An 18565-nucleotide genomic window follows, 5' to 3' on the forward strand; every position below is an offset into this window, starting at 1 on the left:
CACACAAAGAGTACGGAATCACACTCATGGATATTCGTAAGATTAAGAAACTGATCGAACTGGTTGAAGAGTCCGGCATTTCAGAGCTGGAAATCTCAGAAGGCGAAGAGTCAGTACGTATCAGTCGTGCTCCCGCCGCACCAAACTACCCAATGATGCAACAGCCGTATGCGTTTGCTGCACCACAGCAACAGCCAGCGCTGGCAGCAGCCGTTGCTCCAGCACCTGCTGAAGCGGCTGCACCGGCTGCTATCAGTGGTCATATCGTGCGCTCCCCAATGGTCGGTACTTTCTACCGCACCCCGAGCCCGGATGCTAAAGCCTTCATTGAAGTAGGTCAGAAAGTTTCTGCTGGTGACACTCTTTGCATCGTTGAAGCGATGAAAATGATGAACCAAATCGAAGCAGATAAATCCGGTACTGTAAAAGCCATTCTGGTTGAAAATGGTCAACCGGTTGAATTCGACGAGCCTCTTGTCGTCATCGAGTAACGAGGCGTTCCATGCTTGATAAAATCGTAATCGCTAACCGCGGTGAGATTGCGCTACGTATCCTGCGAGCTTGTAAAGAGCTGGGGATCAAAACTGTGGCAGTTCACTCTGTTGCGGATCGTGATCTTAAACACGTATTACTGGCTGACGAGACTGTCTGTATTGGTCCCGCGCCTTCTGTTAAAAGCTATCTGAACATCCCAGCAATCATTTCTGCTGCTGAGATCACCGGCGCGGTGGCAATTCACCCCGGCTATGGTTTCCTGTCTGAAAATGCTGATTTTGCCGAACAGGTAGAACGTTCAGGTTTCATCTTCATCGGCCCACGCGCCGAAACCATTCGCCTGATGGGTGACAAGGTTTCCGCGATCAATGCTATGAAGAAAGCCGGTGTACCTTGCGTACCTGGCTCTGATGGCCCGCTGGATGACGACACTACCAAGAACAAAGCCTTTGCCAAACGAATCGGTTATCCGGTCATTATCAAGGCATCTGGCGGTGGCGGTGGTCGTGGTATGCGTGTAGTTCGTCACGACAAAGATCTTGAACAATCCATTAACATGACCCGTGCGGAAGCCAAAGCGGCTTTCAATAACGACATGGTTTACATGGAAAAATACCTGGAAAACCCACGCCATATCGAAATTCAGATTTTGGCTGACGGTCAGGGTAAAGCTATCTATCTGGCTGAACGTGACTGCTCTATGCAGCGCCGTCACCAGAAAGTGGTTGAAGAGGCACCAGCCCCCGGTATTACCAGCGAAATGCGCCGTTATATCGGCGAGCGCTGCGCGAAAGCTTGTGTGGATATCGGTTATCGCGGTGCAGGAACCTTTGAGTTCCTGTATGAAAACGGCGAGTTCTATTTCATTGAAATGAACACCCGTATTCAGGTTGAACACCCGGTTACCGAAATGATCACCGGTGTCGATTTGATCAAAGAACAGCTGCGCATCGCGGCGGGCCAACCTCTGTCTATCAAACAAGATGAAGTGAAGGTTCATGGCCACGCCGTGGAATGCCGTATCAACGCCGAAGATCCAAACACCTTCCTGCCAAGTCCGGGTAAAATTACCCGTTTCCATGCGCCGGGCGGTTTTGGTGTGCGTTGGGAGTCTCATATTTACGCCGGTTATACCGTGCCGCCATATTATGACTCCATGATCGGCAAGCTGATTACTTACGGTGAAAACCGTGATGTTGCTATTGCCCGCATGAAGAATGCGTTGGCAGAACTCATTATCGATGGCATCAAGACCAACGTTGAGTTGCAGCAACGCATCATGAACGACGAAAACTTCCAGCACGGTGGCACCAATATCCACTATCTGGAGAAAAAACTCGGGTTGCAAGAAACCTAATATTTCGCCTTTCATGAGTTTTACCTTTTATATCAGGGCCGGTTAATCATCGGCCTTTTTCTTTTTAAACTTTGTTTATACTTTTATACCCAAGTCATTGGCGTTGTAGCAAAGCGGCAATCTAATGAAATCCGATAAGTTAATTCGGGTAAGTGAGAGCAGCTAACAACACTGTAGTGCCAAGTACCAAGGGTATGGGGAAAAGACATGGATACAAGATTTCTACAAGCCAATAAAGAAGCACGCTGGGCCTTTGGCTTAACGCTGGCTTATCTGGCTGGGTGGATAATAACGGCGTATTTACCGGGTAACATTGCTGGGATAAGCGGCCTCCCGGCTTGGTTTGAAGCCGCCTGTATTGCGCTGCCACTGGTGTTTATTGTGCTGTGCGTTCTGATGGTGCGTTTTGTCTTCCGCGACATCTCACTGGAGGACGATAATGCAAACTGATGTTGTCCTGCCACTGGTGGGCTATCTGGTCATGGTATTTGGCTTATCCGTGTATGCCTATACCCGCCGCAAAACAGGAAATTTTCTCAACGAATACTTTATCGGCAATCGCTCGATGGGAGGATTCGTTCTGGCAATGACGTTGACCGCCACTTATATCAGTGCCAGTTCATTTATTGGCGGGCCGGGTGCGGCCTATAAATATGGCCTTGGTTGGGTGTTATTGGCGATGATCCAGTTACCTGCGGTCTGGCTGTCACTGGGCGTTCTGGGTAAGAAATTTGCCATTTTAGCCCGTCGCTATAACGCCGTCACCCTCAACGATATGCTGTATGCCCGCTATCAGAGCCGGTTACTGGTGTGGCTGGCCAGTGTTAGCCTGTTGGTGGCGTTTGTCGGAGCCATGACGGTACAATTTATTGGTGGCGCACGTTTACTGGAAACGGCGGCAGGCATTCCTTACGATACCGGTTTATTGATATTCGGTATCAGTATCGCGCTGTATACCTCTTTTGGTGGCTTCCGCGCCAGTGTGCTGAATGATGCTTTGCAAGGGCTGGTAATGCTGGTTGGCACCATTTTGCTACTAGTGGCGGTAATCCATGCCGCAGGCGGGCTGCATAAAGCAGTCGAAACCCTGCAACATATCGATCCAGCGCTCGTTTCCCCGCAAGGGGGCGATCAGATCCTCGATCTGCCCTTTATGGCATCATTCTGGATTTTGGTATGCTTTGGGGTCATTGGCCTGCCACATACCGCCGTGCGCTGTATTTCGTATCGTGATAGCAAAGCGGTGCATCGCGGCATTATCCTCGGCACCATTGTGGTGGCAATCCTGATGTTTGGTATGCATCTGGCCGGTGCATTGGGGCGGGCGATCCTACCGGATCTGAAGATCCCCGATCAGGTGATCCCAACACTGATGATCACCGTGTTACCGCCCTTTGCTGCGGGGATCTTTCTGGCAGCACCGATGGCGGCGATCATGTCCACCATCAATGCTCAGTTGCTGCAATCTTCTGCCACCATCGTGAAAGATTTATACCTCAATTTATGGCCAGATGAGTTGAAGAATGAACGTAAGTTGGCGCGAATTTCCAGCTTATCGACACTGGTTCTTGGGCTATTACTGCTGCTTGCCGCCTGGCGGCCACCAGAAATGATTATCTGGCTTAACCTGCTGGCCTTTGGCGGCCTGGAAGCGGTATTCCTGTGGCCATTGGTGCTGGGGTTGTACTGGGAACGGGCCAATGCTCACGGCGCGCTTAGCGCGATGATTGTCGGTGCGGTATGCTATACCGTACTGGCCAGTTTCAATATTAAGATAGCCGGTCTGCACCCGATAGTGCCGTCGCTGGTTCTCAATCTACTGGCGTTTTATATCGGTAATCAGTTTGGCGACCGGGCTAGAGCGCGACAGCCCGTGGTAGTTAGCGCTGATTAGAAACGATTAATTTATATCAGCTCAATTATATACCCAATAGATTTCAAGATGCAGGAAGACGGTAAGCGAGGGCATCCCGATGAGCTTACACAGTCAAGTGATTCGGGTGCGTGAGCACAGCCAACATCCCTGCGACTTGAAAGATTAAGGGAATTGAGCTTTTGAGAGAAAAGTTATGCCTTGGATCCAACTAAAATTAAACACTACCGGCAATCAGGCCGAATCCCTTGGGGATGCGCTAATCGAAAGCGGCGCAGTATCGGTAACGTTTCAAGATACCCACGATAATCCGGTGTTTGAGCCGCTACCAGGGGAAACGCGTCTGTGGGGTGATACCGATGTCATCGGTCTATATGATGCTGAAACCGATATGGCAGACGTGATTGCCATGCTGGAATACAATCCGCAGCTCGGTAAAGGTTTTGTCCATAAAATCGAGCAGTTGGAAGATAAAGATTGGGAACGCGAATGGATGGATAACTTCCATCCAATGCGTTTTGGCGAGCGCTTATGGATTTGTCCGAGCTGGCGTGATGTGCCCGACCCAACGGCGGTCAACGTGATGCTCGACCCCGGTTTGGCTTTTGGTACCGGCACCCATCCGACCACCGCATTATGCCTGCAATGGCTCGATGGCCTGGATCTGGCCGGCAAGACGGTTATCGATTTCGGTTGTGGCTCTGGCATCCTGGCGATAGCGGCGCTAAAACTCGGTGCAGCGCACGCTATTGGCATCGATATCGATCCTCAAGCCATTCAAGCCAGCCGTGATAACGCACAGCGTAACGGCGTTTCAGAGCGTTTGGCGCTATATCTCGCCAAAGACCAGCCGGCAGACTTATCTGCTGACGTGGTCGTCGCCAATATTCTGGCAGGCCCATTGCGAGAACTGGCTCCGCTGATAAGCGTCCTGCCCGTTGCAGGCGGGCATCTGGGTTTATCCGGCGTGCTGGCAACTCAAGCTGTGGGTGTCGCGCAGGCTTATGAGGATAAGTTCACCCTCGATGCGGTCGCTGAGAAAGAAGAATGGTGCCGCATCACCGGTATCAAAAAGTAAAAATGCAAGAACTGCCCTCGCGAACACAGTACACCAGCGCGCGGGCAAGGTTGTCCATATCGAATGAGTATTGAGTGCAACCCAAGACAAATTTTTTTGTCCGAAATTTGATATACGGCTGATTTATATCTGTGCTTTATCGTTGATTTGATGAATAAATCAGCACTATTGACCGCGTTCATACTGCATAACCAGTCGATAATGATGTTGTTTAGCAGAAAATATCAAAGCGCATCATTTAACCAAATAGAATTAACATCATGTTATATATGAATAAATAATTAATTAACCCAGATTATCTTATTCTTTATTGCGCTTTTTTAATTAATTGGTCAAAGTTTGGCCTTTCATCTGAGCGCAAAAATGCGTAATATACGCGCCCTTACGGACACAGTGTGGTCATTCTTTGTCTATGCGCATTGGACACATCCAGCTTACAAATTGCCTGATTGCCGCTCCGATGGCGGGTATCACAGATCGCCCCTTCAGAACGCTATGTCATGGCATGGGGGCTGGGATGGCTGTATCTGAAATGCTCTCTTCTAATCCAGAAGTGTGGCGGACAGATAAGTCGCGTTTGCGCATGGTTCATAGTGATGAGCCGGGGATTCGTACCGTGCAAATTGCCGGTAACGACCCGCATGAGATGGCAGCAGCCGCCAGAATCAATGTGGCGAATGGTGCTCAAATCATTGACATCAATATGGGATGCCCGGCCAAGAAAGTGAATCGCAAACTGGCAGGATCAGCATTATTGCAGCATCCTGAACTGGTCAAACAGATCCTCTCCGCTGTGGTTAATGCGGTAGATGTTCCAGTAACGTTGAAGATCCGGACGGGTTGGTCGCCAGAACACCGTAACTGTATAGAAATTGCCCAACTAGCCGAAAACTGTGGTATACAAGCCCTGACGATTCATGGCCGAACCCGTTCTTGCCTGTTTAATGGTGAGGCGGAGTACGACAGTATTCGGGCAGTTAAGCAGACTGTCACCATTCCCGTTATCGCGAATGGTGACATCACTGACCCGCATAAAGCCAGAGCGGTGCTCGACTACACTGGAGCTGATGCTCTGATGATAGGACGTGCCGCTCAGGGAAGACCTTGGATCTTCCGGGAAATCCAGCATTACCTGGACACAGGGGAGCTGCTGCCACCGATGCCACTTGGCGAAGTACAGCGCTTGTTAAACGGGCATATACGGGAATTGCACGACTTTTATGGTCCAGGCAAGGGATTTCGTATTGCACGTAAGCACGTCTCTTGGTATCTCCAGGAGCACGCCCCTAACGACCAGTTTCGGCGCACATTCAACGCCATTGAGGATGCCAGCGAACAGCTGGAGGCGTTGGAGGCATATTTCGAAAATCTTGCGTAAACAGAAAAAAGAGCTGACAGAACTATGTTCGAACAACGCGTAAATTCTGACGTACTGACCGTTGCAACCGTAAACTCACAAGATCAGGTGACTCAAAAGCCTTTGCGTGACTCGGTTAAACAAGCACTGAAGAACTATTTTGCTCAACTGAATGGTCAAGATGTAAGTGACCTGTATGAGTTGGTACTGGCTGAAGTTGAACAGCCATTGTTGGACATGGTGATGCAATACACCCGTGGCAACCAAACCCGCGCTGCCCTGATGATGGGCATCAACCGTGGCACGCTACGTAAGAAATTGAAAAAATACGGCATGAACTGATACTAGTCAGTTAACTTGTTGTTTAAAAAGGCGTACTCCACACGGAGCGCGCCTTTTTTGTTAGACCATTTCTACCCGATTGCGCCCCTGCTGTTTCGCTCGGTACAACGCTTCATCCGCCTGTTTCAGGGCATCTTCTGGCGAGCCATTCTCACCATCCCAGTGCGCTACACCCAATGAAATCGTAATGGGACGAACATCCGCTATCACCATCGTTTCGACATTATGACGTAGCCTGCTGGCGACCTGCCCAGCGACATCCCGTGATATACCTGGTAATAACATTAGAAACTCTTCCCCACCGCTACGGCACAGAATGTCGGTATCACGAGAGCTATCACGTATTTGCAACGCCAGTTGTTTGATAACTTCATCACCCACATCATGGCCGTAGGAGTCATTGATCATTTTGAAGTGGTCAATATCTAGCGCAATGGCGGAAAAATGCTGTCCGAGCTGTGAAATAGGTTCGAGGGTGGTTGCCAGCCCACGGCGGTTATACAGCCCCGTCATCGGATCGGTTTGTGCCTCAAATTTCAACTTACCAATTTTCTTTTGTAATAGGCTAATGCCTATCAATAACGCCCGCTTAAGTTGCGTCGCTTCAAAATACCAAGATGGGATCTCTTTGATACTGTTGGCAATATCTGGCTTATCCATGTTATTGGCACTGCCCGCAAGTAGCCATAATGGGCGGGCAATCAGCCGGGATAGCAGCCAAACCCCCAGCAACGTGAGTATCGCCAGCGGCGTGATATGGCCCAATCCCTTAAGCATTAGCCCTTCCAACGGCTTTAAGGTTGATGCCTCCGGCCGCAGGGTAATGATTTCCCAACCTGATGGCTCGACAATGGCGTAGCCCGCCAGCATAGACTCACCACCAGTACTGGTGACCATCAAACTCCCATTGGTCGCGGCTTTGGCTACCTCAGTGATGGGCCTTGGTTCCAGAATCTCCCCGATACGGTTCACATCCCGGTGATAAAGGATGCGACGATCACGGTCGAGCACCACGATGTAGGAACCATCACGATAGTAATGCTCACCCAATAGCTCATTTAAAATACTTTGCTTGCGCAGGTAAATAGTCCCGCCGATATAACCGCGATAACGTCCATCCGGCGTAATGATAGGTGTCGATATATTGATAACGAGATTATTTGCAGCAGATATATAGGGTTTACTGATTATCGGACGGCGCAGCTTTAATGCTTCCACCGAACCTGGGGATGACAAGACACGGCCTAATAACTGGAGGCTGTCTGGGGATGTTGCACGTATAACCCCATGCGCATCGGTTATCACCACCGAGTTAAAGCTGTCAGTCTGGTATTTTAGCCGCGCGGTTTCTGCTTGCAGAACGGCCTGATCATCAAAATGCTTAGCGGCGATCATGCTGCTGTAATGAAGCTGCTTTTGCGCACTTCTTAGAAAGATTTCAGTACTGGACGCCAGCTTAGTCGCATAAACACGATTAGCCTCCAGCGTGTTATCAATCAGTAACTGCCGCTGTACTCGATAACTGGCATAAAAGCTGTTCGCCAACGTCACAAACGCGCTCATCACAGCCAGAATAAGGATTAAGCGACCCAGGTCGAGGCGGAAAATTTTGCTGGAAATAATAGAGCGTGACAAGACAGCATTCCTGAGACGATAAATAGCCATGTATAGCACTGACGGTAACACGAAAATAAGCCGAGAATCCGCCTATATCGACCGTGATATCATATTTATCTGCTCAGATTAATCGTTCTCACGCTATAGTCATTATTAACAACTATCTATACCAGAGTAATTGACGTTGCAGGAAGTGGATTGCTGACGGAAGTCTGACTTGGACTGATAATAGGGGTTGATTATGAACAAGCTGGTCATTGTCGTAGCACTCGCAGCCACCGTATTAAGTGGTTGTGCGAATAACAGAACGGCGTCTGGTGATACTTTCACTGCCTCTCAGGCACGACAAGTACAGACCGTCACTTATGGCACCGTGGTTTCTGCACGGCCGGTCACTATCCAAGGTGGCGATAAAAATAACGTCGCGGGGGCTATTGGCGGCGCGGTTGTTGGCGGGTTCTTAGGTAATACCATCGGTGGGGGCCGTGGTAATAGCCTCGCAACCGCTGGTGGGGTGGTTGCTGGTGGGATGGCAGGCCAGGGCGTCCAAAGTGCCATGAACAGAAGTGATGGTGTGCAGTTAGAAATCCGCCGTGATGATGGCAGCAGTATTGTGGTGGTTCAGGCGCAGGGGCCAACCCGCTTCAGTGCCGGTCAACGCGTCATTATTGCCAGTGATCGTAGCGGCACCGTGACCGTCTCTCCTCGCTAAAGCCAAAAACCGGGGGCCATCCTCCGGCTTTTACGACAAAATCATTAATATCTTCACTTTATTTCACCACCAGCGCGTATCTGCGTAACAAGCTGTTTTATCACATCAAACACCGTGCTCACGCCAGAAAATAGATGAAAAAACCATTCATATTGATTACATCATTTGAATATTAGGTTGCCACGATGAATGTGTTGTGGTTTAATGCGACATCGGTTTGGAACACAGACCTTATGAAAGCAGTTTTAGTAAAGCAGTCCTCAGTTCAAGCGCTATCCATAGATATCCCTTCTCCGTGAGTCTCCTCCTAAGTGCCTAAGTAAGTTACCTTCTGAAAACAGACCACGTTCGCTACACTATTGTGGCAAAAAAAAATTGAAGGAAGTATCTCTATGTCTAATAAAATGACTGGTTTAGTAAAATGGTTTGACGCTGGTAAAGGTTTTGGTTTTATCACTCCTGCTGACGGTAGCAAAGATGTGTTCGTTCACTTCTCTGCTATCCAGAGCAATGATTTCAAAACCTTAGATGAAGGCCAAAAAGTGGAGTTCTCTATCGAGAGCGGCGCTAAAGGCCCATCAGCGGTAAACGTAGTCGCTCTGTAATACAGCGTGATTAGGGGAGCAGGCTGCCGATAGCGATGACGGCCAGACCCGAGCAGTGTAGCCAGCTCCCCAAGTAAAGTATGAAAGTCGTACCCGGTTGACAGTAACATTTATGCAAGCAGTTTTAGTAAAGCAGTTCTCCGTATTAGCGTTATCAGACAGATACCTCTTCTCCGCGAAATTCCTTCTAAGTGCCCCCATAAGTTGTGCCCAAGCCTCTCCGCTCGCCTATGGCAGCAATATAAAAAATTGAAGGAAGTATCTCTATGTCTAATAAAATGACTGGTTTAGTAAAATGGTTTAACGCTGATAAAGGTTTCGGTTTCATCACGCCTGCTGACGGCAGCAAAGATGTGTTCGTTCACTTCTCTGCCATTCAGAGCAATGATTTCAAAACCTTAGATGAAGGCCAAAAAGTGGAGTTCTCTATCGAGAGCGGCGCTAAAGGCCCAGCAGCGGCAAACGTTGTTGTGCTGTAAAGCCAATAATTAGAATAACTTACGATAGCGATGAAGGTGATAGCCCTGAGCAGTTAAGTTATTCTGAATAAAAAAAACCGCCTTAGTGCGGTTTTTTTGTTTTTGTATGGCACCAACAGCTTACTGTGACTTGCGCAATTCAATACCCACATCCCCGCCGGGATGTACCGCCAGTAATGTTTCTTTGCTAAAACCACTGCGAGCCATTAGACAAACACAAATGGCATCAAACAGTGCTAACACTAAAACAATAGATGTCGTAGCTAACATATTCAGCGGGTCTATCTCTTGCTGTACATGTGTTTTTAGCACTAAAGCAGAAACCTGCGCGATAGCCGACTGCTCATTCTCCGTCACACTGATAATCTTTACCTGTTTGCGTTGCAGCGTTGGCAACAAACGGGTCAGTTCGTCGGAATTACCGCCACGGGAAATCAGGATAATAATGTCTTGCGGCCCCAAAAATCCCAAATCACCGTGGGCAGCATCAGTCGCATTCAGGTAAATCGCGGGTTGTTCCACACAAGCCAACATATGAGCCACTTTTCGCGCCGCAATACCTGATGTACCCACGCCCGTTACCGCAATTTTGCCACGGCACCCAGCCAGCATCCCCAGCACCTGTAACCACACTCGTTGATCGACATTATCCTTTAATGCTGCCAGCTCACGGCTGTAAGTCATCCATGCATCACTGGCCATCCGCCATTCATCACTCTGGCTCATGCCTCCTCCTGCATCAATTCCTGATAACGTATATGGTCATGATACATCTGGTGGAACACCCGATATTTGCGATCGTAATAAGCTTTGATTTTATTAGTTTGCGGCGTAACCGTTTTACCAATTCGGCTCATGGCCGTCATCGCCTCTGGCAGCGACTCAAATACGCCAGCGGCCACCGTGCCCATCATGGCGCTGCCCAACAGCATGGCTTCACTCTCTTCCGGTAACAACATGGCGCAGCCAGTAGCATTAGCATGTTCCTGCACAAAAATTGGGTTCTTGGTGCCGCCGCCGCTGGCCATCATAGTGTCAATGCAATAGCCGTTCTTATTCATGGTTTCGATGATATGCCGCGTTCCCAGCGCCAGTGCCTGAATGGTCGCCAAATAGCGTAACGCCATATCCTCGAAGGTTATCGAGAGCTTCAATCCGGTAATAATACCGGTCAGATTCGGGTTAGCCCGCGGCGAACGGTTGCCGTGGAAGTACGGCAAAATGTGAATATCTTTGGTCAGGAAGGCGATATTCTCCGGTTCACCGGCAAGCTGGCGCAGAATGTGATTCAACGCCTCATAGATGGTTTCCCCTTTGCTTTTAGCCTGAGCCAATAACTCCGGATAACACGGATGTGTCTGAATAATATGATCAATTAAGGCTCCTGTTGCCGACTGCCCGCCCTCATTCAACCAGTATTTCGGCAGAATGGCAGAATAATATGGCCCCCAGATGCCACCAATGAAATGCGCAGAACGGGACATCGCCATGTGTGCAGTGGAGGTGCCGCCAATCAGCGCAATTCGCCGATCAAAATTGGCATTTTCGCCAGTAACCCCGCTGGCACCTAAAATACCAATGGTGCCAGCGTGAGCATCAATAATCGAGACGCTGACCGCAGTGCCGGGGATCAGGCCCATTTCTGACGCCGCCCGTTGACTTAATCCTCGTCCCAATGGCTCCCCCATTGGTTTAACCGTAGCACCGATTTTCGCCGCATTGTTATCCAGCAAATCAGCCAGCCCGATCAATTTGAAATAGGACGGGTCCCAGCGATCTTCATGGCCCAGATAGGTCCATTTACAGACGGTAGAACAGAGCGAACGGGTTTCATCTTTTGTTGCACGCCAGGTCAAAAAATCAGGTAAATCAAACAGATGACCGACATTACTCCAGGTGGTTGGCATGTGCTGTTTTAGCCATAATAGCTTTGGCGTTTGCATTTCAGGTGAAATCACCCCGCCGACAAACTCCAGCACCGGATGTTTGGTGGCATTAATCCGCTCCGCCTGCGTAATCGCGCGATGATCCATCCAGACAATCACGTTTTGCTCACTGCGCCCCGACGGGCTAACGGTCAACGGGTTGCCTTCTTTATCCAGCACCACCAGCGAACAGGTGGCATCAAAACCCATCCCTTTCACCTGGATCGGGTTGATATCAGCCTGATTCACCGCATCGCGCACCGCATTACACACCGCCTGCCAGATGTTATCGGAAGACTGCTCCACAAAATCGGCCTTAGGCTTAAACATGGTGATTTCACGGCTAGCCTGCCCGACCATACGGCCCTGCAAATCGAATACTCCCGCTCTTGCACTGCCGGTTCCTACATCTACGCCGATAAAGTAACTTGCCATTGTTTTATCCCTCAATTCTTAAGCCTTACGATTCTGTAATGCGATAAAGAGGATCAGCACCCCACCCCATAACGCCATAGTCAGGTAGCTACTCACCCCCAGCAAATTCAGGCCACTTTCCAGTAATTGCAGTACCACCAATGCCAAAATCAGACCAATAATGCGGCCAAAACCACCATCCGGGTTAATCCCACCCAGCACCGAGGCCAGAATGGTCACCAACAGATAGGATTCGCCATAACCGGCTTTGGCGGAGTTAAATTTTGCCATCATCAAGATGGCCGCCCCCCAACCCAATAAGGCTGACAGGATATAAACTGCAATCTGAACCCGATGGGTATTCACACCGCTAAAGCGAGTCGCCTGCTCATTAGAGCCGACCAGATAAATACTGCGCCCCAGCGTGGTATGTTCGAGCAGCACCCATAACCCAGCCGAAACCAGCAAGAACAGAATCATCGCCACAGGAATACCGGCAATAACACCGCTACCAATGTATTGAATTACTGGCGGGAATCCGGAGATAACATCCCCGTTGGACAACAAGATATTCAGGCCGGTAATCAGCGTCATGGTACCCAGCGTGGCCAGAATCGGTGATACACCAATCACCGAAATCAACATGCCGTTTAAGGTGCCAATCACCACCGCCACCAGCAATCCGGCGACTAAAGCCAACAGCAGGAACAACGGTTGATCTGGATGGCTAACAATGATGGCCGCCATGACTAACGAGCAAGCATTGGCTCCGGCAATAATCGATAAGTTAATGCCGCCAGTTAGCATGGTCAGCCCCATTCCCAGCGCCAACATGCCTAAAATGGGCAACTGCGAGGAAATAGACTGGAAGTTACCCAAACTAAAAAAGCGTTGCCCCAAGGTCAGTGAGAAGGCCAACATCACTGCAATCAAAATCAGCAATTGTAGGCGGATAATGCGGTCGTTAGGAATCATTCGGTTTAGCCAGGTCATATCAGTGCTCCCTCAGCAATTTACGTTTTTCATTCCATGCGGTGCTACTGATACTCACCAAAATGATCGCGCCACTGAAAACCGTATGCCAGTAAGAGGAGACGCTCAGTAGCGTCAGGCCGTTTTGTAAAAATGCCAGCAACATGACACCGAGCACCGTGCCGGTTAATGTGCCACGACCGCCACTCATACTGGTGCCACCGAGTACCACCGCGGCCAGTACCGTCAGCTCAAATCCCATCAATGAGTTAGGTGCAACCGATTGAGAAATCTGCGCCTGAACCACCGCCGCAACCCCCGCCAGCAACCCCATATAGCCATAGACATACAGATGCAACCGCAGAATATTAATGCCCAAACGGGAAGCCGCATCTTTGTTACTGCCCATCGCAAATATCTGCCGCCCAAGGCGGGTATAATTCATCAGCACACCGGTAAAGATAATGGTGGCAGCCAGGCAAAATAGCGGTAATGTCAGGCCATAGTCATAACCGTCACCGCCGGTAAACGAGAACCAGTTAATACCGGTCATAAACCAGTCTGGAAAGCCGTACAGCCAGGTGCCGTTAGTGAAATAAACCAGTAACCCGTAAAACAGATTCAGCGTGGCAATGGTGATAATAATCGCCGGCACTTTCAGCCAATACACCAGCAATCCATTTACCAGCCCCAACACCAAACCAACGGCCATAGCCAGAACGAATGCAAGTGGGAAGCTGCCACCGTGGGTAATCACCCATGATGCCATCACGTATTGCGCGATTGCCGTTACTGCCGGAAACGAGATATCAATCCCACCGGCGATCAGCACCACAAACAGCCCGCAAGCCAGAATACCCAAGATGGCATAACTGGTCGCGACATCGGTTAGGTTCCCCAATGTCAGGAACTCCGGACTTTTCACACTCAGGCCAATAGCCAACAGCAATACCAGCAGGCCGAGATAAAACTCATGCCGCCCTGTTAGTTGACGTAGTTTTAGCTTATCCATTGACCACCTCGGCTACCTGTTGTTCGGTACACTGATGAGGGTAAAATTCTGCTACCAGCTCGCCTTTACGCATCACCAGCACCCGGTGGCTGTTGTAGTAGGCCTCCGAGATCTCATCACAAATCATTAAGACCGCCATTCCCTGCTCTGCCAGCGCCTTGGCAATGTGGTAAATCCCTTCTTTGTTGGCGATATCCACCCCTACCGTCGGGGAGTCGAGGATCAAAATACGCGGTTGCGTTGCCACCCATTTGGCAATGGCAATACGCTGTGCATTGCCACCAGACAGTGTTTTCACCGGCAGCGCGGTATCGGATACTTTGATGTTCAGATCCAACACCAGCTGTTTTACCAGCGCACTAGCTTTGGTGTGATCCAGCAATCCACTGCGGGTATGCAATTTGTCGAAAACCGAGACAATAGTGTTGTCATAGATCGACTGTTCCATGATCAACCCTTGCGTTAGACGATCCTCAGAGACATAGCCGATCCCGTGGCGGATAGCATCGCGGTTATTGCGAAAATGCACCGGCTCACCGGCCACCCGCAACTCACCACTATCGGGTTGGGTCATGCCAAATAAGCTCAGACACAACTCGGTTCGGCCTGCACCAAGTAAGCCAGTGATAGAGACAATCTCACCCTGATGTAGAGTCAAATCGATATTACGGTACTGCGTGCCACGGCTGAGTTTTCTCACTTCCAGCAAAGGTACAGCCTTGGTTGCCAGCGGCGGTAGCGGGCTATAAGTAAAGCGTTGGCCGGTCATCAGGAATGCCAACTCATGGCTATCTAACTCGCTGGCAGGCCAGGTGCCAATTAACTTACCATCGCGCATCACACTGATACGGTCGGCCACTTCCATCACTTCATCCAACCTATGGCTGACAAATACTACGCAGATGCCTTGTGATTTGAGGTCACGTACCACGTTCAACAAACCTTTCACCTCCTGGCTGGTCAGCGAGGCGGTGGGTTCATCCATAATCACCAAGCGGGCGTCTGCGGCGATGGCGCGGCAAATCGCCACTAACTGGCGGTCGGCAATGGAAAGCTGTTCAACTTTTTTATCGGGATCGAGAGTCACGCCGACTCGCTGCATAGCGGCCAAGGCGCGCTCACGCATACTTTTGCGTTTCACCCAAAAGTCGCCACCCGGCAAATAGCGGTGGACGGCAATGTTCTCGGATACGGTTAAATTGGGGAATAATGACAGGTCTTGATAAATCACCTGCACGCCGTAGAAGAATGAGAGTTGCGGCGTAAACTGATGAAACAGTTTGCCGTCGATCAAGATACTCGCGCCTTTCTCTGGCTGATAAACTCCTGAAATCACTTTGATAATGGTGCTCTTGCCGCAGCCGTTCTGACCTGCCAGACAGTGCACTTCTCCTTTATTCAGCGTGAGATTCACATTATCCAGCGCCAGTACACCGGGGAACCGCTTACTGATATTTTCAAGAGTGATGAATGCGTTAGCCTGAGTCATGACAATACCTTCCCTAACGCCATAAACATGGCGCTATTTTTACAGCAATTCGGTGATGATGGTGAGGGCAACGGGGATGCTCTCCCGCTGCCTGATTTACTGTCTAACACGGCTAATCAGCCGGTAATCCCCAGATATGGCGACTGAAAATCAGAAGCCTAACGTTTTCGCATTATCTTTGGTGACTTCGAGAATTTTGTTGAAACGAATCACGCCTTTCTCGCTATCCACATCAGCTTTACCCAAGCCGTCAATGGTCAGATCTGGTGTGATTTTTTGGCCTTTCAGCAGTTGATCGGCAATCACGACGACCGCAAAACCGGCGTCTTTCGGGTCCCACAGCAATGCTTTTTTGATATCACCGCGCATCAGATATGGCGCTGCCTGTGCTGGCATGGCGATACCCACTACCGCGATTTGATCTTTCGCGCGTTTCTTAGCCACTGCTTGGCCGGCACCGATTGGCCCCAGTGAACCGAAACCGATGATCCCTTTCATTTGCGGATAAGTTTTCATCAGATCCAGCGTGGTGGAGTAAGATTTATCAATGTTCTCGGCCACGGGCAGGCGTGGGGTGACTTCAAACATATCCGGGTATTTTTCTTTCTGATATTTAATGGCGTAATCAGCCCAAGCGTTATGCAATGGTACAGTCAGCGAGCCTACATAAATGGCATAACCGCCCTTGCCACCCATCGCTTTTGCCAGTTCGTCCATATTGGCCTGAGCATATTTCTCGCTATCGATGGTTTCAACATCCCACTGGCCGATGCGTTGATCGGGCGATTCATGAGTGAGTACCACGATACCTTTCTCTTGTGCTTTTTTGAGCACCGGCTCCAGCACTTTGGCATCGTTCGGTACCACAATAATGGCATCCACATTTTTAGCGATAAGATCTTCAATGACTTTAACTTGTTGCGCAGGATCTGGTGTTGCTGGCCCAACCTGATAAGCATTAATATTCAGTTTTTTTGCCGCTTCATTTACACCGACTTCCATGCGGGTAAACCAGGGAATACCCGTAACTTTCGCGACGACAGCAATTTCATATTTTTTCTCCGCCATCGTTTGCGTGGTGAACAGCATACATGCAGAAACAACACATGCATTCAGTAATGCGAGATTAAGTTTCATAGCAATACCTTCTTGTTTTTTCAGGTAACGGGTTAGTTGCAGGGTGAAGAGTCCGTGGTGTTGTACCGTGACAGTATTATTTTCATGTGACTGCTTTTCACATAACGGAGGTTAACAAAGGAACACAAGAGGCTGCGCGACAAGTCGTCGCGAGATGTGATGCAAGCCCAAAAAGGTTAAATTTAATGAGTTAATACGTTAAATTTTGGTTAATTATCTAAGTAAATGAATGTAAGTGATCAGATAATAAGTTAATAAATGCAAAAACGACTAGATTAATTTACATAAATTAAACAATAAAGACGATATTATCTTTCTGTAGCACGCAGATATCTCCATGACATTCATCTTCGCGATAACAATTATCCAAAATTGGGATAAAGCTCTCACTCCCCTGCTGGTTGGGAAATACTCTGCACACTTTTCACTATTAACGTCTGTCTTTACAGTAAAAAAACGCGTTATTTGTGTCGATACAACTCAAGTATCGCGTTTACCTTTGATCTTTTTCTTTCATTTATTACGGTTATGATATAATTAATTAAAAGCGTTTTCGCTACAGATAACCTGCCTTTTATGCCAAATCACTACGCGACCCCCGCTTTTAATGTAAAAATTGCATCAATTATAGTATTCAGCAAAACAATAGTTGACCATCAGTGTCTGAAGATATGTACCGCTATCGAGTTATGTCCTTATGCGTTACACATTCGCACTTAACGCAAAATGATAGAGTTCATATGATAAAGCCGCAGAAATTCCATATTTCCCTACTCCGTCCGCGCTATTGGCTAACCTGGTTTGGCCTTGGTGTCCTGTTTTTACTGGTGCAGCTCCCTTATCCACTCCTGAATAAATTAGGCATCTGGCTGGGTCGTACTTCGATGCGCTTCCTTAAACGGCGTGTTTCCATTGCACGACGCAATCTGGAGCTGTGTTTTCCTGATATGGACCAACAGACGCTGGAGCGCACCATCGTTGGTAATTTCGAATCTTTGGGCATGGGGTTGTTGGAAACCGGTATGGCGTGGTTTTGGCCTGACGCCAGAATTAAACGCTGGTTTACCGTTACCGGCCTGGATAACCTGAAAAAAGCACAGGAAGGTCATCGGGGGGTTCTGGTCATTGGTGTTCATTTTATGTCGCTGGAACTGGGTGGCCGCGTGATGGGGCAGTGCCAACCGATGATGGCCATGTACCGCCCACACAACAATAAAGTGATGGAACTGGTACAGACTTGGGGTCGTATGCGCTCGAATAAAGCGATGCTAGACCGCAAAGACCTGCGTGGCATGGTGCAAGCACTGAAAAAAGGTGAGGCCGTTTGGTTTGCACCGGATCAAGATTATGGCCCGCGTGGGAGCGTATTTGCGCCGCTGTTCGCGGTGGATCAGGCCGCGACCACCAGCGGGACCTTTATGTTAGCCCGGTTAGCAAAACCAGCACTGCTGCCGTTGGTCTTACTACGCAAAGCTGATGGCAGTGGCTATGACCTGCTGATCCAGCCTGCGCTAGAGGACTATCCGATTGATGATGAGATAGCCGCTGCCAGCTATATGAATAAAGTGATCGAAAAAGAGATCATGCGCGCACCTGAGCAATATCTGTGGTTACATCGCCGCTTTAAGACCCGCCCGGTTGGGGCACCGTCACTGTATTAAGTGAATTTCAGATAGCAAGAACCCGGCCCTCAAACCGGGA

The 18565-nt window shown here is 49.3% G+C and carries 18 protein-coding genes; 11 read left to right on the forward strand and 7 right to left on the reverse strand.

Annotated features, from left to right (window positions below):
* Positions 1 to 26: 26 nt before the first annotated feature.
* The 7 genes from accB to fis all read left to right on the forward strand — a co-directional run bounded on the left by accB (position 27) and on the right by fis (position 6502).
* Positions 27 to 491, forward strand: a complete 465-nt coding sequence (gene accB, locus YALDO0001_RS07340) for an acetyl-CoA carboxylase biotin carboxyl carrier protein (RefSeq protein ID WP_004701474.1) — start codon at positions 27 to 29, stop codon at positions 489 to 491.
* Between the two features lie 11 nt (positions 492 to 502).
* A complete protein-coding gene (gene accC / locus YALDO0001_RS07345; RefSeq protein ID WP_004701476.1) occupies positions 503 to 1852 on the forward strand; it encodes an acetyl-CoA carboxylase biotin carboxylase subunit in 1350 nt (449 codons plus the stop codon).
* Between the two features lie 207 nt (positions 1853 to 2059).
* Positions 2060 to 2302 (forward strand): YhdT family protein, encoded by a 243-nt coding sequence (locus YALDO0001_RS07350; protein ID WP_004701477.1) that lies wholly within the window; start codon positions 2060 to 2062, stop codon positions 2300 to 2302.
* On the forward strand, positions 2292 to 3746 hold the full coding sequence (panF, locus tag YALDO0001_RS07355; protein WP_042839547.1) for a sodium/pantothenate symporter: 1455 nt from the start codon (positions 2292 to 2294) through the stop codon (positions 3744 to 3746). Before YALDO0001_RS07350 ends, panF begins: the two co-directional genes overlap by 11 nt.
* A 175-nt stretch (positions 3747 to 3921) precedes the next feature.
* A complete protein-coding gene (gene prmA, locus YALDO0001_RS07360) occupies positions 3922 to 4803 on the forward strand; it encodes a 50S ribosomal protein L11 methyltransferase (RefSeq protein ID WP_004701482.1) in 882 nt (293 codons plus the stop codon).
* A gap of 412 nt (positions 4804 to 5215) precedes the next feature.
* Entirely contained in the window at positions 5216 to 6181 is a 966-nt protein-coding gene (gene dusB / locus YALDO0001_RS07365) for a tRNA dihydrouridine synthase DusB (RefSeq protein ID WP_004701483.1), read from the forward strand.
* Positions 6182 to 6205: 24 nt separating this feature from the next.
* Positions 6206 to 6502, forward strand: coding sequence for a DNA-binding transcriptional regulator Fis (fis, locus tag YALDO0001_RS07370; RefSeq protein WP_002210061.1), 297 nt, complete (start codon positions 6206 to 6208; stop codon positions 6500 to 6502).
* 60 nt (positions 6503 to 6562) lie between these two features.
* On the opposite strand, the gene YALDO0001_RS07375 is transcribed toward fis, so the two are convergent.
* On the reverse strand, positions 6563 to 8125 hold the full coding sequence (locus tag YALDO0001_RS07375) for a sensor domain-containing diguanylate cyclase (RefSeq protein WP_049596060.1): 1563 nt from the start codon (positions 8123 to 8125) through the stop codon (positions 6563 to 6565).
* Between the two features lie 235 nt (positions 8126 to 8360).
* Here YALDO0001_RS07375 and YALDO0001_RS07380 point away from each other — a divergent pair, with 235 nt between their 5' ends.
* From YALDO0001_RS07380 to cspG, 3 genes are all read left to right on the forward strand, one after another.
* Positions 8361 to 8831, forward strand: coding sequence for an outer membrane lipoprotein (locus tag YALDO0001_RS07380; protein WP_004701487.1), 471 nt, complete (start codon positions 8361 to 8363; stop codon positions 8829 to 8831).
* A 392-nt stretch (positions 8832 to 9223) separates the two neighbouring features.
* A complete protein-coding gene (cspE, locus tag YALDO0001_RS07385; RefSeq protein WP_011817288.1) occupies positions 9224 to 9436 on the forward strand; it encodes a transcription antiterminator/RNA stability regulator CspE in 213 nt (70 codons plus the stop codon).
* A gap of 266 nt (positions 9437 to 9702) precedes the next feature.
* Entirely contained in the window at positions 9703 to 9915 is a 213-nt protein-coding gene (cspG, locus tag YALDO0001_RS07390) for a cold shock protein CspG (RefSeq protein ID WP_042547095.1), read from the forward strand.
* 120 nt (positions 9916 to 10035) lie between these two features.
* On the opposite strand, the gene YALDO0001_RS07395 is transcribed toward cspG, so the two are convergent.
* The 6 genes from YALDO0001_RS07395 to YALDO0001_RS07420 form a co-directional block, all read right to left on the reverse strand.
* Positions 10036 to 10641 (reverse strand): KpsF/GutQ family sugar-phosphate isomerase, encoded by a 606-nt coding sequence (locus tag YALDO0001_RS07395; RefSeq protein ID WP_042547096.1) that lies wholly within the window; start codon positions 10639 to 10641, stop codon positions 10036 to 10038.
* Positions 10638 to 12275: an FGGY-family carbohydrate kinase gene (locus tag YALDO0001_RS07400; RefSeq protein ID WP_004701497.1), complete on the reverse strand. Its 1638-nt coding sequence runs from the start codon at positions 12273 to 12275 to the stop codon at positions 10638 to 10640. The genes YALDO0001_RS07395 and YALDO0001_RS07400 overlap by 4 nt, the downstream gene beginning before the upstream one ends.
* Positions 12276 to 12293: 18 nt before the next feature.
* Positions 12294 to 13247: an ABC transporter permease gene (locus YALDO0001_RS07405; RefSeq protein ID WP_042839549.1), complete on the reverse strand. Its 954-nt coding sequence runs from the start codon at positions 13245 to 13247 to the stop codon at positions 12294 to 12296.
* Between the two features lies 1 nt (position 13248).
* The gene (locus tag YALDO0001_RS07410) at positions 13249 to 14238 is read right to left on the reverse strand and encodes an ABC transporter permease (RefSeq protein WP_042839550.1); all 990 of its coding nucleotides are present in this window, start codon (positions 14236 to 14238) and stop codon (positions 13249 to 13251) included.
* Complete coding sequence (locus tag YALDO0001_RS07415; protein WP_004701503.1) at positions 14231 to 15727, reverse strand: sugar ABC transporter ATP-binding protein; 1497 nt, start codon at positions 15725 to 15727, stop codon at positions 14231 to 14233. Before YALDO0001_RS07415 ends, YALDO0001_RS07410 begins: the two co-directional genes overlap by 8 nt.
* 150 nt (positions 15728 to 15877) lie before the next feature.
* The gene (locus YALDO0001_RS07420; RefSeq protein WP_004701507.1) at positions 15878 to 16864 is read right to left on the reverse strand and encodes an autoinducer 2 ABC transporter substrate-binding protein; all 987 of its coding nucleotides are present in this window, start codon (positions 16862 to 16864) and stop codon (positions 15878 to 15880) included.
* A 740-nt stretch (positions 16865 to 17604) separates the two neighbouring features.
* On the opposite strand from YALDO0001_RS07420, the gene lpxP reads away from it, so the two are divergent.
* Positions 17605 to 18525, forward strand: coding sequence for a kdo(2)-lipid IV(A) palmitoleoyltransferase (gene lpxP / locus YALDO0001_RS07425; RefSeq protein WP_004701509.1), 921 nt, complete (start codon positions 17605 to 17607; stop codon positions 18523 to 18525).
* The last annotated feature ends 40 nt before the right edge of the window (positions 18526 to 18565 follow it).

Origin of the sequence: Yersinia aldovae ATCC 35236 (assembly GCF_000173735.1) — a bacterium.
GTDB classification, from domain to species: domain Bacteria; phylum Pseudomonadota; class Gammaproteobacteria; order Enterobacterales; family Enterobacteriaceae; genus Yersinia; species Yersinia aldovae.